We start from the raw sequence: 16,929 nt of genomic DNA, 5'->3' as shown, positions 1-16,929 counted from the left end.
GTCAGCCCACTTTTCCCCTTTCTAAGGTTAAATTGTAGACCTTGCGTTCCCTAAACCTTTCTGGATTAAAAACTAGCAGGTCTTATTTTTAAAGATTAATTTCTCTTTTTAGCGTTTCTACGCTTCTCACGTCTAACCTTCCAAGGAGCATTCTTCTGCCAATCGCCAGCCATAATACATCCATAAGGCAACACTTCATCAATGACTTTTCCTAGATTAAATTCGTCCATTTGTGCTCTAACGGCTTTCGCGTTTTTGTAAGCAGAAGGCAACTCAGTAATATCAATTTCCTTTGAGAAAAATCGGATATCTAATCCACGTGTTTCTTCTTTAAAGATTTGCATCGTAGTACCTGTTTTACTTTTTCTATGTTGGGTTCTACTTATGTTTCTACCTGCGCCATGTGGTGCAAACCCTAAATTGGTGTTTGTGGTATTCCCTTCAACAATCAAAACAGGTTCGGACATATTTAACGGAATCAATCTTGGTCCTGTAATGTCTGGCATAAACTTAGTATCTAATGGTGTTGCACCTTTAGCGTGGTAAAATAAATCGCCATCCTTAAATACAAAGTTATGCTCGTTCCAGTAACGGTTTTCAATCTCTATTTCTAAAGCTTCAGCTACTGAATTATGCAATACTTCATGATTGGTTTTTGTCCAATCTCTTATGATTTGCAAGGCATCCCAATAGGCTTGTCCTTCTTCGGTTTTAAACGGAATCCATGCATTTTGTTTCTTGGTATCTGGCGATAATTCTTGTCTAAAACGTTCCGCAATTTTCATGCCTTTGGTATACAATTTTGCGCCAGGACCTCTAGATCCGTGATGTGTGACCAACATGGTGTTTCCTGTTTTTTTAGATTTACCAACAAACAAGAAATGGTTACCATCACCTTGTGTTCCTAAATGCGACCTTGCAATTGAGATCATGTTACCATCATTCAAAAAATAGTTTGACTCAAAAGCGTCCAATAATTTCTTCGGAAATCTGAATTGGGAATCTCTATCGCGTCCACCAGGACCAAAATGAGTATTAGCATGTGCTGCATCTAAAATAGCCTTTGGGTCTGCTTTTCCGAAATCGGTTAGCATTACCGAACAGCAAATATCTGCACTATGCATTCCTGGATGAATGGCGTTTTTTGCTACCGCAACACCTCCAACTGGGATTGTTCCATCTGGACCCGTTGGGCAAGCATCTGGCATAATGGCGCCATCAACTAATGTTGGTGTTTTCATTAGGGTTTGCATTGAGTTAATCACCTTATCTACGTTGTCTTTTTCTTCTTCGTTTTCTGCTTTAATGTTTATTGAAAAGTCAATTGGTGTGTTGTGTAATGCTATTGGGTCTGGTGATTTGAATTGCTCTAAATATAAGTCTAAGGCTTCGCCTTTTAATTCATTTTTGTTGATATGAGTTAAGGCATCTTTCATCCATTTGCCTTGTCTGTAACCTAGGGCTTTTAAATCGTGACCTGTTATTTTAGTTTTCATGTTTTCTAATTTCTTAATTACATTACAAATATTATAGTGTATTGCGTAATGTTTTTGCGTAGTTGTTTTTTTGTCCTGCAAGGCATGTGCTGAACTTGATTCAGTATCTATTCTTGTAGGTATAATTACTTAAATATAATACCTACAAGGTTTTTGAAACCTTGCAGGATTAAATAATTTACTTATTCACGGAGAAAATATCCTTTAATTGTTCAATAACGTTTCCGTTTCCGGCTACTGTGATTTCTCCAATTTTGTCGGCAATTTTCTCAACATATTCCATCTCTTTTAATTTAAACAACATGCTGTTGTCTTCCATTAATTTTGCGGTGTTTAACAAGCTTCTAGTAGAAGCTGTTTCTTCTCGTCTTGTCACCACATTGGCTTGTGCTTTTTTGTGAGCTATTAAAACCTGGTTCATGATCTCTTTCATATCGCCTGGTAAAATAACGTCTCGTAAACCTGCGTGCAAAACATTAACACCTAACTTGTTGGCTTGTGCTTTTACAGCTTCTAAAACGGTTTTAGCAATCGTTTCCTTTTGCTCTAACAATTCGTCTAATGTATAAGCACCAACAAAAGCTCGTAATGCCAATTGCAACGTGATGTACAATTGCTTTTCGTAATCTTTGCTATGCATTAACGCGGTTTCTATGTTAGTCACTTTGTATTGTGCATAGAAGTTAATACGAACGGTTGCTTTGTCTTTGGTCAATAATTCTTGACCAGCAATTTCTAATTGCAACTGACGCATATCTGCTCTTAAGATTTTAATGGTTTGCTCGTTTTTCCAGAAATGGTACGTACCATGTTCTAGGATTTTAACAAACTCATCATTAACAATCATAATGGCTTTTTCGAATGCCGCTACCTCAAGCGTTCTAATGTATTGACGTAATTGCATATTGCTAAACAAAGCTTTGCTGACGTCTTCTGTGATGTCAATTTTACTTAAATCTACAGTGACAAATTTGTAATCTATTAAACCATTCCAGAAGGTGTAACGACCCGCTTTTAACACACATTTAAAGTTGTTGTTTTCGTAAAGCAAAATGATTTCGTTATCCTTTACATCTACAACATGCAATAGGTTTGCCAACGCCTCATCTTTGAGCAAGATTTCTAATGCTTTTGGCGCACTGAAAGCTTGAGATAAATCGTATTTTAAGACTTGCTCTCTAAAATTTATCCAATGTTTTCCTGCGGTAATAACGCGAACGTAATTACCGTTTTTAAACACTAAACCTACTGTACCTGCATGAATTCTTACTCTATACATGATTTCTAATTTTTTTGTTCTGAAGTTTCTATTTTTATTTCAGAACGGTTAAACATTTATAATAGAATTCTCTTTTTGAGAATGACTATTCAAAAGATCCCGCTTTTCAGCGGGATTAGTTCAACTAACATTTTTGAATGCGTCTTGACGACTTTCCAAAAACGAGTTTCACTAACAGAGCGAAAGAAAACCGTCTTTCTAACTACGGAAATACAAGCGATTTAAAGTGTTTTTAAATTTTGTTCTTTAGATGATTAATCAATTTTGAAACCATAGTTGTGGCATCATTAATTAAAAAATGAATCTTTAAAAGAAAACCTAAAACGGCTTTTCATACATTAGTATTTCAAGGTGTTTTCTAGACTACAATTACAACACGTTGCTTTTGCGAGTTTTAGTTCACTTTGTTTTTGCCATTTAAAGTGCGACACACTTGGTGGTTAGTTTTGTGAGATAACCAGCTCTTGGATATGGATTATGAGTCCATTTCAAACTGTAACCGAAATACAGCGCGTCTACCAATTCCGCCACAAACCGAATCTCGATTTGGTAGGACTCGAACCTACATATTGGATCTACTGCTTAACCGAACTTAGCTACTTCCCGTTAGAGAAGACAGGATTCGAACCTGTGTACATAGATGTGGTGGTTATTATTTACCAAATAACCCGTTGGTATCAAGTCAAGTTGGATATAAAAACCTCATACCAATTGGTAAGGATTTATACAATAGTGCTATACTGAAACACGTAACTAGACTTGCTTGATATTATTTCCTGCGAAAGCAGGAATCTAAGTCTGAGAAGCAGGATTACTCATGCTTTTAAATTTTTATGATTTGGTATTCGTGAATGCAATACATTTCGAACCTGCATCCTCTCGCACCCAAAGCGAGTAAACAGCCAATCGTTATCTTCCCAGTTTTTATGTTAATGAACTTTTATTAAGCTCTGCTAGATTCCTTTTTCTAGCAGAGCGCTACTTCAAAAAGTCTGATTCCAAATAGACTTCTTATTAATTACACTGCAAATATTTTATGCTATTGCGCAATGTTTTTGCGTAGTAAAGAATATTTTGTAAATTTTTGTTTACGTTCATTTTGCCTTGATGCAAAACCCTTCGACTACGCTCAGGATAAACCAAGCAAAAAAATCACGGTCAAGCCAAGGAATTTTCAGTTTTTCAAACTGAAACCGATTTGAAAACTTCGCGTCGAACTTCGTTCTCCTGATTTCGAAGCTTTTCTTCATCTATTCTGCACCTTGACGTTCAGTTCTAGGAATTGATAGGGGACTTCAGTTTTTACTTTTTTGTCGAAAATCTTTGGTTTTTGAATTCTTGCTTGTTACGTATAAACGTTTTTAGTTAACCAATAATACCTCTTGACTTTATAGGTTGGGTTAGTTTCAATTTTTCTTCTTTTGTTTCTTCTTGAACTTCGCTTTTTTAGGCTTTTTTGGTTTCATTTTGTTCTTAATTCTTTTAATTTCAGAATCTACAGTACAGATAAATCCATCGTTATATCCAAAAATTTTAGCCTTTTTTAGTGCTTTTATAGCTTTTTTATAGGCTTGAAGGTTTTCAAATAATTGCCCTTGAAACATATAAACCTCTCCTTTGTTCAGTCCTTTTACAGTAAAGGCAAAGTCGATTAGCTTTTGAGCTTCTTTATAATCTTCGTTCCATATCAACACTAAAATGTAGTGCGAATACACCTTGTGAAAATCTAGTTTATTAGCCAAAGCCTCTGCATAATACTCCTTGGCTTTTTCGTAATCGCCAAATTGTTCGGCTTGTAAACGTCCCATTAAATACAAAGCATACGCATTGTTAGCTTCGTAGGATAAGGCGTAGTTTAGATTTTCTACAGTTTCTTCTAGTTCGTATGGATAAGCATCTATGGCTTTTAGTACATAACTGTTTAATAAATTGGTGTTCATTGTTTTTTTGTCCTGTCCCAACGTTTTAGAATTTTCAGGATCTTTTTATAATTATTAGTTTCTTTAGAACTGAAATGCTTAGACTACGCTCAGCATGACATTGAGATTCGATTTTTATAATTACTGTTTGTGGAAAGATGTTTAGCAGAAATGCTAATTGTGAGATTCTGAAATTAATGCAGAATAAAAAAAATCCGAAACAGTATTTAACTGGCTTCGGATTTCTCATTTATAAGTTTGAAAAGTTTATCTAACGATAATCACGAAGCATCACAAAAGGCAGAATTCCTTTTGGATCGTTTTGATATGTTATAAATAAACTCATAGATTCTAATTTTTAATTCAACTTCTGTTTTGGTTGTGCTTCGACTGCGCTCAGCATGACATTGCGATGCAAATATAAAGTGATATTTTTGAACTATCCAAATAATAATTTAATTTATTTAGTTGACAATCAGAATATTATATTGTTTTTGGAATAGGGGATTCGAGTCCGCAAATGGCAGATTATATAATAAATTGAAGTGTAGTTATTTGCGTTTTAGACATGCATAATTATCAACTTGAAAAAAATTAATAAAAAAAGCATCCTTTTTTATGAGGATGCTTTTTAAACTTGACTATTTTTAGTTTTACCTATTTCTCTACACTACAGAAATAGCTTTTTCAGCATCCGATTATGTAAATTTTGTATTGTCATAGGTTGTTTTTTTCTTTGTTTCTTGGTGCAAATATGGTCATTTTTTTTGAAATGAAAAGTTTTAGTAACTACGCGGTTCTTTAACGTATTGTTTTTTTAGTTTAAATTTAATGTTTTAGACCTGCAAGGTTTTACAAACCTGATAGGTCTTTTGTTTTAAAAACTAAGTCCTATGGCAGTAAACAAAAACGCATTAATTAGATATAAAACCATTGATAAATGCCTTCAAAATCAGTTTAGACAATGGACGCTTAATGATTTAATAGAAGCGGTTTCTGATGCGCTTTACGAATACGAAGGCAAAGATATTAATGTTAGCAAACGTACTGTGCAATTAGATTTACAAATGATGCGAAGTGATAAATTGGGTTACAATGCCCCAATTGTAGTTTACGACCGTAAGTTTTATAAGTATGAGGACGCTGATTATAGCATTATTAATATTCCTGTGACAGATAAGGATATCAAAGTAATGAATGAAGCGATTCAGTTACTAAGGCAATTTAAAGATTTTTCGCTATTTAAAGAAATGGATGGTGTTTTACAACGTCTAGAAGACTCCGTTTACTCATCACAAAAAGATAAACGCGCGATCATTCATTTAGATAAAAACGAACAGCTAAAAGGTCTTAATTATATAGATGTTTTATACGATGCTATTCAAAATAAGAAAGTCATTGAAGTGTCTTATCAATCGTTTAAAGCAAGTAAAGCGAGTGTGATGAAAGTGCATCCACAATTACTTAAAGAATTTAATAATCGATGGTTTTTATTGGCAAGTCAAAACGGGAAATTTATAACTTTAGCTTTAGATAGAATTAGTGATATTGTAAAGCTAAACAATGAAGTTTATGAAGATTTTGAGGTTGATGGTGATGACTATTACAAAGCGGTCATTGGAGTTACAGTTTCCAATTCTAGAGCAGAACGGGTTCAGTTTAAAATAGATCATAAAAATGCTCCTTATGTAATTACAAAGCCATTTCATACGACACAGCGTATTATTGAAAAGACGAATGAAGGTGTAATTTTCAATATTTTTGTACAAATTAATTTTGAATTAGAACGCCTTATTCTAGGATTTGGAGATACTATTGAAGTTTTAAAGCCCCTTAAACTTCGAAATAGAATGCTTAATAAATTAAAAACTGCTGTAAAGCATTACGAAACGACAGAAAAGTAGATTTCTGAATCTTTATCTAATTCTGTATGATGTTGAATAAATATTTTTTCGGAATTATAAAACGCTTCTATAAGCCATACATTTCCATTAAAATATGCACGATTTACTATCGCTTTAAGATTCGATTTTTCTACAATTTGAAGCTGGTGAGCATACACAATACCATAAGGTTCAATGACGTTGAACTCACCGAAAAACGAAGCGATTAATGGTAATTGGGGGTTCTTATATAAATTTTGAGGTTGGTCTTTTGCGATGATTTTAGTATCGTTGAGTACCATAATTTGATCGGCAAATCCGAGGACGTCATTTCTATCGTGAGTGGCAACAATACAGGTGATTTTATTATTTTTTAGATAATTAAATACATTACGTCGTAAACCTTGTTTCTGAAAATTATCAATATGGCTAAAAGGCTCGTCTAATAATAGTATTTCGGGTTGTTTTGCTAATGCTCTAGCTATGGCAACGCGTTGTTTTTGTCCGCCACTTAAAAATTTCACTTTAGTATTGGCAAACTCTTCAAGCTCTACTACTTCAATAAGTTCTTTGGTTCGTCTTTGGCTTTCTTCAGGATAAAAACGCGATAAAAACTTACTAATATTTTCTGCGACTGTTGTTACTGGCATTAAGTCGAATTCTTGACTTACATATTTCATAAAATCGTAACCAACCACTAAATTGTATTCCGGACCTAAAATTTCTTCGTCTTTCCAAAAAATCTGACCTTGCTTTAGGTCGTGCTCACCGTAGATTAATTTTAATAAAGTGCTTTTTCCGGAACCGCTTTCGCCAATTACAGCTAGATTTTCTCCTGTTTCAACAGTAAAATCTATAGATTTTAGAACCTTAGTTTTTTTGTATCCGAAAGTGAGGTTTTTTACTTGAAGCATATTACAAACATACTATTTCAAAAATAAATTAAACAAAAAAACCATCTGATTTCTCAAATGGTTTTTCAACATTTTTATTAAGATAATTATTTTTTAATAAACTTTCGTTTCATAGTTTTTCCTTCAGATTCTAATCTTAAAAAGTAAACACCACTTGCTAAGTTAGAAACTTCAATAGTATTTGATTGTAGTTTCATGCTGTGTATTTTTTTGCCGTTAACATCAAAAATTGTTGCCACTTTATCATTAAGATGAGCCGTTGTTTTTATGTTTAATTCAGCTTCAACCGGATTAGGATAAATAGACACATCGCTTAAAGTTTCGTCTTCAATACTTAATGTAGTACCTTCAGTAATATTATGTGTCGTATTTATATCAGGATTTAGAATTGTATCTATTGTGCCAGATGGCCAATAAATAGTTATGCTGTTAATATTAGTGTCTGTACCGATACCGAAATGTGTATTTAATGAGCTCATGTATTCAAAACCTTCACCACTTCTAACATCTCGTATTTGTGTTCCGGATGGTGTGAGTATTTCTACTCTAGCTCCAATACCATTACTATTACTAGCGGTTCCGACTGTATTAATTTTAATCCAATTATTAGCATTGGTATTATTTAAATAAATATTGCCACTCCTAAAGATATCTAAAAAGCCATCATTATTTGTATCTCCAATAGCGCCACTAGGTGGCATGTTAGTACTGTGATTTGTAAACGTAAAATCGCCATTATTAAATAAAATATCCCCATTACTTAGAATATCTACATAACCATCATTATCAAAATCGGCAGGTGCATTTTCAATTCCTAATTGTGCGTCTAAAACACCAGAACCAGCGGTTACGTCTGTAAATGTGCCATCGCCATTATTACGCATAAGTTTAGAGTCACCATCTACAGTACTACTAGCTCCAACATAAACATCCATATAGCCATCATTATCAAAATCTGCCCAGGCAGAAGACCAAGTTTGCACTAAGTCACCCAAATTAGAAGAGTTATTATGACCTACACCTGGATAGTTGCTATTGTGCCAACCATTACTATCCGCAATGTTTACAAAGACACCGTCACCATCGTTTCTCCACAACTCATTGATACTTATGGTTGAATAACCTCTACATTTTGCGATAAATAAATCCATATCATGATCATTATCAAAATCTATCCAAACGGTACCGTAATTACCTCCTCCAGGTACTAGACCAATACCATTTGGCAATTCTGTACTTTGTCCTTGGTAAAATGTTAAATCACCAGAGCCATCATTCATATAATAAACATTAGCCTGAACATCATGACAAACAAAGGCGTCTAAATGGCCATCATTATTAATATCTACAAAATTTGTACGTTGAGAAAACACATAATCGGAACCTGATATTTCAGTATATGCTGTACCTGTACTATTTGCTTTCATAAATGTAACGCCATTTTGACCACCATAAACAAGGTCATTATAGCCGTTACTATCAAAATCACCTGCGGCTAAACTCCAACTTGGCGGATTACTTACAACCGTTGTTGGTATATTAACGATGTTAAAACCACCAGAAGTTAATTGATAATGTACGTTTAAATTATTAGCACTAACAGAAACGACATCATCTAAAAAATCACCATTCAAATCAACCAGAGCACTATCATAATTGCCAGTAGTATTTATAGGGTTTGTTGTAAACGTTACAGGATAACCAGAGATATCAATCCCTGTTGTAAATCCTTGGCTTGCCCAATTGCTGTAGCCACCATCATTACAATTAGCTCTTACATAAACAATATAGTACGTTTCTGGGGTAAGGTCTGTAAAATTATACGTATTTGTTGTTGTCGTATTTGTAGTGGTTGGTACACCATCAGAAGGTAGTAAAACAGTAACTTCCCATGAGGTTTCTGAACTACCAGCAGTCCAGTTTACTGTTGCACTTACCGCATTAATATTATTAATAGCCAATGCAGTTACATTAGAGCAAGCAGGTGGAGGACTTGAACTAATTATTGGTGAATTCACACAAAATCCCCAGCCATAAGAGCCATTATCGTTATAGATAATACGGTACTTAAACCCGGTTAATTGTTCATTTGAAAATGAAGCAATATCTAAGCCATTGCTACTGTAGTTAGTTGAGGTACCTGAACAGAAGTTGACTGTTGTTGTGGTCGTATTTTCATCAAGTGCGTTTCCCCATTCTAACCATTCATTAGCGCTATTATCCCAATATTGAAGATGAAGCGTTTCTGTCTGCCAAATATTTAAGACATAGGGAAATACAACTGTTATTTGAGTTTCATTAGCGTTATAGGCAGCACTAAGGTTAATAATTGGTGATTCTGCAGCAATTATATTATTAGAAGTACTTCCTGCGAGGTTGTCATCAAACGAAAATGACCCACTTGAAGATGTTGTTGGGTCTTCAAAAAAATAGGCCGCATTATAATTTCCTGAAAGCGTCCACTGACTATTAGGCCAATTCGCTTGCTCATTTAGTTGTTGAGCAAAACTTAATGTGCAAACAAAAATTAAAAGTACTGTAAGGCGTAATAGTCTTTTCATATTAATTGGTTTAGTTACAATTTGTGTTTAAATTATTTATCCATGCTTCAATGAGCTCAACACCTTCTGTGTGAACAATGTTACGTGATAATAGAGGCATTCTGTTTGAGGGTTCTATAGAACTTAGCCTAAAGTGTAAAACAGAATTTCTGGGGTCACCAGGCTTTACAATTGGTCCGAGTCCAAGCCCTAAATCTGTATCTGGATCAACACAAACGCCCATATTTATTGGGTTTTCAGTTGAAGTAAAATCGAGTCGTAACGGTCTATACGAACAATGGGTTTCTTCGGAATGGCAATGTGCGCAATTAATGTCTAAATAGGCTCGTGTTCTTAACTCTAAAGATTCATTAGTATCATTATAGTTTGGTGTTTTTGTGATGTTAGTCGGAAGTGTGTTTTCTAAATAGCCAACACTAACTAATTTGTCTAATTGGTTTGCTGTCCCTTCATTATAAGTGTAGGTTAAATTGAGGTTTCTTGGTTTAGGACCAATGGGTTTTGCTATTTCCATCACTTTATGGCAGGTGTGGCATTCGGCATCTGATGGAATTCTGTATTGTACCGATTTTAAGGTTTCATTCTGTTGCCATTGTATATCTACAAAGCTTCCGTTTAGATCTAAAAAAGCATCGGACTGTTCACTGTTCCATACATAATTTGCAAAAACCCAACCCTCTTGTTTTCTAATCATTAGCCTTGTTTCAATATGCCTTGTATCGTTTTCTGGAAGGACATTATTGTAGTAGAAGCTTTTTATTAATATAGTGCCTACCGGAAAATTTAAAATATCGTTTTCATTTGTAAAGGAAGCTTTCTGGTTGTCTGGCATCCAGATAAATCGTTTTTTTTGTGCATAATCACTAAATAAAGTGGCGTTTAGTGTATAAGGAATAACACCAAATGTAGGTTCTAGATTTTTTAAGTCACCTTCAAAAAATTGGTAATCTGTTAGGGATTGAAAAGGCATTTGCTCTAATTCGTAGCGCACAGTTGTAGCTGGTGATAAACCATCATCTTTAGCACAAGAAAGTATAAACAAAACAGGAATTAAAAACAGAAAGTATTTTTTTTTCATCTACAACAATTAAACTACACTCATTAAACAACTCAGTTGAACAAAGCCCTACCTGAATTTGATGAATAAGCGTTAAATCTAAAGTTTTTTTATGAATAACGAAGTGATTTTATAAAAATACAGCAATATTACTAGTTAAACGTTAGTTTTATTTAAAGACATTAAATTTCAATAAAAAATAACGGTTAAGAATTTTAAACCTGAAGTATTTATTAATTCTAAAATAGAGGTAAACTAAATACATTGGTGTAAAAAATGCAATGAGCTTGTTTTTTTTATAAAGCATTGGTTTTAGCTTTACTAAATACCTAAAGTACTTTTCGGGTGTCATTAAAAATTTAATGACACTTTTTACTGGACTTTTAATTTTAGGAGGCTCATAAGAAATGCCAACTTGATTATGACCTACATTTTGATAAAAACCATGGCTTAAGGTTTCTAAAAATTTTAATTTTTTAGTGTTTTGAAATAAGCCAACTTTCAATGCCATTTTAGAAATGGTATCTTGGAGTGTATCATAATTGTAGCACAACGATTCTAAATCCTTTAAAAGCATTTGCTGTAGCGCAAGCATTATTTCCTGATGATTTTTGATGTGATTATCGTACAACCACTTTTCTTCAGGTTTATGATATTCTAAAGAAAAATTTTCAGCCTCTAAACTATAACCCAAAGCACTACCATGGTCTGCGGCCGAAAACTGTTCGTATAACTGCATGTTAGCCATTAAAATACAATCGTTGTAATCTGTGTAAGGCAATAATGAGAAGTTAAGACCATAGCGCTTAGTTTTTGGTTGAATATCATAGATATTAGCTAAACCAAGATAATAGCCTGTTACAGGAATTTTAGTATCGAAAAACTCATATATAGCTTCTTGCATAGTGCCGCCCCAACCAATATCTACAAGTTGAATTCCGTTTTGTTCAATGTCTGAATTAAAAGAATTAATGTAGGCACTAAATGCATCATGACTTGCTTCTCTATGGGCATTGTAATAGTTTCTAAAGGTTTTATTTTGCTTTAAGTTTTCAAAAATTGAAGTATTAAAGAAATCTATAACTACAGTTTCGCCTTCTTCCTTAAGTTCTAATAAGATTTGTGCTCTTAATTCATCTGAACAATTAACCGCAATTAAAAATTCATTTATAGAAAGGTCACTGTATTTTTTTCTTAGGAAAACAAAGGGTTCAACGTCTATTGCTTTAAGCGACATTTGAAGTGCTGCATGCCTCGATATTTTTAAATAATGGGTGTTGATTTTTTTACTTTCATCAATAAGTGAAAATGCTTGATAAGCATCAAACAACTTTTTAATAAACTGACCTTCTCGCGATAAAAAAAATAAATCCTTAATCTGTTTTCTTTTTGCCGTTTCGTACAAGCGTTCAGCAAAAGTGTGATAATGTACAATGTATTCTGTATAAGGAATAGCTTCCTTTTTACAGGTTTTATAAACGTTGTTAATAATTTGATTTAGACGTTTTTTATCATTTCCAAAATTATTGCGTTTGTTCTTTTTAAGATACTTAGCATGTGGTAAATGGTAGGCGTTAAGTCCGTTTTTAATCGCATTATTATAATCGCTTCGCTGATTGTCTCCAATCATCATCACTTCTTTAGCATCTATAGCTAATTCAGATAAAATCGGTGCATAAATAGTACCAGTATGTTTACTTTTTTCTAGCTCAGCAGAGCTATAAATAGCATCAAATAGGTTTATAATGCCATGATGAATTAAAAGCTTTTTAAACAATGTTTTAGAACCGTAAAAATCGGAAACCAAATAGACTTTTCCACCATTTGATTTAAAATACTTTAAAGCATCTACCACATCTTGATTTAAGTATTGAACACTCGATTCTGCTTTTACATCAGCATCTTCAAAAAGCGCTATAACATCTGCTTTTTCTTCAATCGTAATAATATCTGAATTTATAAGACGCTTACAGATTTCTTCTTGTAATGCCTTATATGGAATTTCGGCATCTATTCTGCCGAGTGTTTCAATAAGGTAACTAACAGATGATTGTCTTATAAAATAAAGTTCATCAATAGAAATTGGTAAACCTAATTCTCTAATCATAAACTTTGCCCAAATACGTTGTGCATAATTAGGGTGTACAGTTCTATGGACTATAGTATCGTAATAGTCTGTAAAAAGAAATTTTATACTTTTTTCTTTAAGTTGTTGATGAAGTGGTTTTAGTGACAAAATAAATTGATTAGGTAGTTTTATAGCTTAAAATCAGTTAGCCTTTTACTTTTCTTCAATTTTAGTTGGTAAAACTTCAAATCCCATATTGTAGAGTGTAAATCCAAAAATATCAGCATACTGTTCAATAGTTTTGCTTACAGGTGTACCAGCGCCATGGCCAGCATCTGTTTCTATTCTAATAAGTGTTGGGTTATTACCAGTTTGTTTGCTTTGTAGCTCGGCAGCAAATTTAAAACTGTGTGCTGGTACAACTCTATCATCATGATCTCCTGTAGTTATCATTGTTGCAGGATATGCGACACCTTCTTTTACATTATGAACAGGTGAATAGCCTTTAAGATACTCGAACATTTCTTTGCTGTCCTCAGCTGTTCCATAATCGTAAGCCCAACCTGCACCTGCTGTAAAAGTGTGATAGCGTAACATGTCTAAAACACCAACCGCAGGAAGTGCTACTTTTGCTAACTCTGGACGCTGTGTCATGGTTGCTCCCACTAATAAACCACCATTAGAACCACCTCTAATCGCTAGATAATCTGAGGCGGTATAGTTTTCTGATATCAGATATTCTGCTGCAGCTATAAAATCATCGAATACATTTTGTTTTTGAAGTTTGGTACCTGCATCGTGCCATGCTTTACCATATTCGCCACCGCCTCTAAGGTTTGGAACCGCGTAAATGCCACCTTGTTCCATCCAAACGGCATTAGCAATACTAAAGCTTGGGGTTAAGCTAATATTAAAACCACCATAACCATAAAGAATGGTTGGGTTTTTTCCATTAAGCTCTAATCCTTTTTTATGGGTGATTATCATTGGTACTTTGGTACCGTCTTTGGAGGAAAAGAATACTTGTTTGCTTTCGTAAGCTTCAGGATTAAAATCGATACTTGGTTTTTTGTATAATTCTGAAGTCCCTTCTTCTATATCATATTTATAGATACTACCTGGTGTTACATAATTAGTAAAAGAGTAGTATAATTCTGTTTCTTCTTTTTTAGCACCAAAGCCACCAGCACTTCCTATGCCTGGTAATTCGACCTCACGGATTAATTTTCCATCATAATCGTATTGTAAAACTTTTGAAACGGCATCAACCATATAATTTGCAAAGAAGTAACCTCCAGCTGTAGATGGACTTAAGACGTTTTCAGTTTCAGGTATAAAATCGACCCAGTTTTCTGGTGTTGGATTAGCCGCATCAACAGTTACAATCTTTTGGTTTGGCGCTTCCAAATTCGTCATGATGTAAAGTTTAGAACCTACGTTTTCTATGATATTTGAATCGGAATCGGTATGTCCTAATATCTCAATTAATGGCGCATCTGAAATGGTTAAATCTTTGATGTAGAGTTTGTTTCCTGAAGTTGAAACGCGTGGTGTAATCACCAAATAGCGGTCATCCTCTGTTACACTCCCATAAATATAACGGTGTTTTTCTTCTGGAGTTCCACCAAATATTAATTGATCTTCAGCTTGTTTGGTTCCTAATTTATGGTAATATACTTTATGTTGGTCTGTTTTAGCAGATAACTCACTGCCTTCAGGTTTGTCGTAGCTAGAGTAGTAGAAGCCTTCATTTTTATACCAAGACATACCGCTGAATTTGATATCGATTAAAGTGTCTTCAACGATTTCAGTGGTTTCAGTATTCATGACTAGAATTTTTCTCCAATCACTTCCGCCTTCAGAAATAGCATAAGCTAATGTTTTGCCATCTTTTGAAAAACTGGTGCCGCCTAATGAAATTGTACCATCTTCTTTAAAGGTATTTGGATTTAAGAATACTTCGGCTGTACTCGGATCAGCATCCGTTTTGTATCTGTAAAGCACAGATTGGTTTTGCAAACCGTCATTTTTATAGAAATAGGTGTAATCCCCTTCTTTAAATGGGGCACTTATTTTTTCGTAATTCCAAAGTTTGGTAAGGCGTTCTTTTAATTCTTCTCGGTATGGTATAGTATCTAAATACCCAAAAGTAACATCGTTTTGCGCTTTTACCCAAGCTTCGGTTTCTTTACTTCGGTCGTCTTCTAACCAACGGTAAGGGTCTGCTACAACTTCACCAAAATAGGTGTCGGTAGTATCAATTTTATTGGTTTTGGGATAATCTACAGTAATTGTTTTCAATGTTTCAGCTTCGTTTTTACAAGACACAATAGCAAATGATGCTAAAGTGATAAGAAGTAGTTTTTTCATGGATTTAAGTTGTTTTAAAATAAAACGTCATTTACTTCAAAATATAGGTTATTTGACTTCGTAAAAAAATTTAAAGTCAATTTAGTGACCAATATAGGCAAAGATATATCTTGCAGATTAATTAATGGGTTGAAATACATTAATTTACCGCTATTTTGAAATTTTAAGACGAAGTAAAGAGAACTTAGGTTTAGACTAAGTCATTTTTAACAAGATATTCAGCAATTTGAACCGTATTAGTGGCAGCTCCTTTTCTAAGGTTGTCACTTACAACCCACATGTTTATGGTGTTTGCTTGTGAGTTATCGCGTCTTATACGACCCACAAAAACATCATCTTTACCATGAGCAAACATTGGCATTGGATAAACGTTAGTATCTAGGTTATCTTGTAAAGTAATACCATCAGTTTCACTGAGAAGTTGTCTTACATCGCTTTCGTCAAACTCATTTTCAAATTCGATATTAACAGATTCACTATGCCCACCAGCGGTTGGAATTCTTACAGCAGTGGCAGTTACAGCAATCGTATTATCACTTAGAATTTTTTGCGTTTCGTTTACCAATTTCATTTCTTCTTTGGTATAGCCATTATCTTCAAAAACGTCGCAATGTGGAATGGCATTTTTATGAATTGGGTAAGGGTATGCCATAGCACCTTCTTTACCTAAAATCTCATTTTCCATCTGCTCTACAGCTTTTACTCCGGTACCAGAAACAGATTGATAGGTTGAAACAACAATACGTTTTATTTTATATTTTTTATGAAGTGGTGCTAATGCCATTACCATTTGTATGGTAGAACAGTTTGGGTTAGCAATAATTTTATCTGATTTAGAGAGCTCACCAGCATTAATTTCTGGAACAACTAATTTTTTAGAATTATCCATTCGCCAAGCCGAAGAGTTATCGATAACCGTAGTCCCTACTTCCGCAAATTTTGGAGCCCATTCTAAAGAGGTGCTGCCACCTGCAGAAAATAAGGCAATATCAGGACGAGCTTCTATAGCGCTAGGAATACTAATTACAGCAATATCTTTGCCTTTAAATTTTATCTTTTTACCTACAGAACGTTCTGAAGCTACTAATAATAATTCATCTAAAGGGAAATTACGTTCTTCTAAAACGTTGAGCATTACATTTCCTACCAAACCTGTTGCTCCTACAATTGCTACTTTCATGTGTTTATATTTATTGTTATTAATCCGAAATTATCGGGACTCAGATGTGACATCTTTAGCTGTTGATACTTTTATTGATTAGCTAATATTAGGGATGTTTCATTAGGTCAAAAGTTTACGAACTCAAATTTATAATATTTCTTTAAGGAAATGTCATATTTAGGTCTTAAAAATGCGATAAAATAGTGGAATTTAATTATTA

Annotated in this window: 10 protein-coding genes; 1 reads left to right on the top strand and 9 read right to left on the bottom strand. The window is 33.9% G+C overall.

Going from position 1 to position 16,929, the window contains the following annotated elements; genetic code table 11:
- Window positions 1-95: 95 nt before the first annotated feature.
- From HM982_RS10820 to HM982_RS10810, 3 genes are all read right to left on the bottom strand, one after another.
- Complete coding sequence (locus HM982_RS10820; RefSeq protein ID WP_179353182.1) at window positions 96-1,496, bottom strand: RtcB family protein; 1,401 nt, start codon at window positions 1,494-1,496, stop codon at window positions 96-98.
- Between the two features lie 178 nt (window positions 1,497-1,674).
- Window positions 1,675-2,775 carry a slipin family protein gene (locus HM982_RS10815; RefSeq protein WP_179353181.1) on the bottom strand — a complete coding sequence of 367 codons (1,101 nt, stop codon included), beginning with the start codon at window positions 2,773-2,775 and terminating at the stop codon, window positions 1,675-1,677.
- Between the two features lie 1,406 nt (window positions 2,776-4,181).
- Entirely contained in the window at window positions 4,182-4,715 is a 534-nt protein-coding gene (locus HM982_RS10810; protein WP_179353180.1) for a hypothetical protein, read from the bottom strand.
- 872 nt (window positions 4,716-5,587) lie between these two features.
- Between HM982_RS10810 and HM982_RS10805 the strand changes: the two genes are divergently transcribed.
- Window positions 5,588-6,598, top strand: a complete 1,011-nt coding sequence (locus HM982_RS10805; RefSeq protein ID WP_179353179.1) for a helix-turn-helix transcriptional regulator — start codon at window positions 5,588-5,590, stop codon at window positions 6,596-6,598.
- On the opposite strand, the gene HM982_RS10800 is transcribed toward HM982_RS10805, so the two are convergent.
- The 6 genes from HM982_RS10800 to HM982_RS10775 all read right to left on the bottom strand — a co-directional run bounded on the left by HM982_RS10800 (window position 6,577) and on the right by HM982_RS10775 (window position 16,727).
- On the bottom strand, window positions 6,577-7,491 hold the full coding sequence (locus HM982_RS10800; RefSeq protein WP_179353178.1) for an ABC transporter ATP-binding protein: 915 nt from the start codon (window positions 7,489-7,491) through the stop codon (window positions 6,577-6,579). The genes HM982_RS10805 and HM982_RS10800 overlap by 22 nt on opposite strands.
- A gap of 86 nt (window positions 7,492-7,577) precedes the next feature.
- Entirely contained in the window at window positions 7,578-10,052 is a 2,475-nt protein-coding gene (locus HM982_RS10795; RefSeq protein ID WP_179353177.1) for an FG-GAP-like repeat-containing protein, read from the bottom strand.
- A 10-nt stretch (window positions 10,053-10,062) separates the two neighbouring features.
- The gene (locus HM982_RS10790; protein WP_179353176.1) at window positions 10,063-11,130 is read right to left on the bottom strand and encodes an SO2930 family diheme c-type cytochrome; all 1,068 of its coding nucleotides are present in this window, start codon (window positions 11,128-11,130) and stop codon (window positions 10,063-10,065) included.
- Between the two features lie 148 nt (window positions 11,131-11,278).
- On the bottom strand, window positions 11,279-13,345 hold the full coding sequence (locus HM982_RS10785; protein WP_179353175.1) for an HAD family hydrolase: 2,067 nt from the start codon (window positions 13,343-13,345) through the stop codon (window positions 11,279-11,281).
- Between the two features lie 45 nt (window positions 13,346-13,390).
- The gene (locus HM982_RS10780; RefSeq protein WP_179353174.1) at window positions 13,391-15,547 is read right to left on the bottom strand and encodes a prolyl oligopeptidase family serine peptidase; all 2,157 of its coding nucleotides are present in this window, start codon (window positions 15,545-15,547) and stop codon (window positions 13,391-13,393) included.
- Between the two features lie 190 nt (window positions 15,548-15,737).
- The gene (locus HM982_RS10775) at window positions 15,738-16,727 is read right to left on the bottom strand and encodes an aspartate-semialdehyde dehydrogenase (protein ID WP_179353173.1); all 990 of its coding nucleotides are present in this window, start codon (window positions 16,725-16,727) and stop codon (window positions 15,738-15,740) included.
- Window positions 16,728-16,929 lie beyond the last annotated feature (202 nt).

The organism is Winogradskyella vidalii (assembly GCF_013403955.1).
In the GTDB taxonomy this organism is placed as follows: Bacteria; Bacteroidota; Bacteroidia; order Flavobacteriales; family Flavobacteriaceae; genus Winogradskyella; species Winogradskyella vidalii.
This window is presented reverse-complemented; position numbering and strand designations above follow the sequence as displayed.

What these genes read in the sequence shown, in the direction of transcription:
- HM982_RS10820 (WP_179353182.1), bottom strand. Translation starts at nt 1,496, where the DNA reads ATGAAAACTAAAATAACAGGTCACGATTTAAAAGCCCTAGGTTACAGA.
- HM982_RS10815 (WP_179353181.1), bottom strand. Translation starts at nt 2,775, where the DNA reads ATGTATAGAGTAAGAATTCATGCAGGTACAGTAGGTTTAGTGTTTAAA.
- HM982_RS10810 (WP_179353180.1), bottom strand. Translation starts at nt 4,715, where the DNA reads ATGAACACCAATTTATTAAACAGTTATGTACTAAAAGCCATAGATGCT.
- HM982_RS10805 (WP_179353179.1), top strand. Translation starts at nt 5,588, where the DNA reads ATGGCAGTAAACAAAAACGCATTAATTAGATATAAAACCATTGATAAA.
- HM982_RS10800 (WP_179353178.1), bottom strand. Translation starts at nt 7,491, where the DNA reads ATGCTTCAAGTAAAAAACCTCACTTTCGGATACAAAAAAACTAAGGTT.
- HM982_RS10795 (WP_179353177.1), bottom strand. Translation starts at nt 10,052, where the DNA reads ATGAAAAGACTATTACGCCTTACAGTACTTTTAATTTTTGTTTGCACA.
- HM982_RS10790 (WP_179353176.1), bottom strand. Translation starts at nt 11,130, where the DNA reads ATGAAAAAAAAATACTTTCTGTTTTTAATTCCTGTTTTGTTTATACTT.
- HM982_RS10780 (WP_179353174.1), bottom strand. Translation starts at nt 15,547, where the DNA reads ATGAAAAAACTACTTCTTATCACTTTAGCATCATTTGCTATTGTGTCT.
- HM982_RS10775 (WP_179353173.1), bottom strand. Translation starts at nt 16,727, where the DNA reads ATGAAAGTAGCAATTGTAGGAGCAACAGGTTTGGTAGGAAATGTAATG.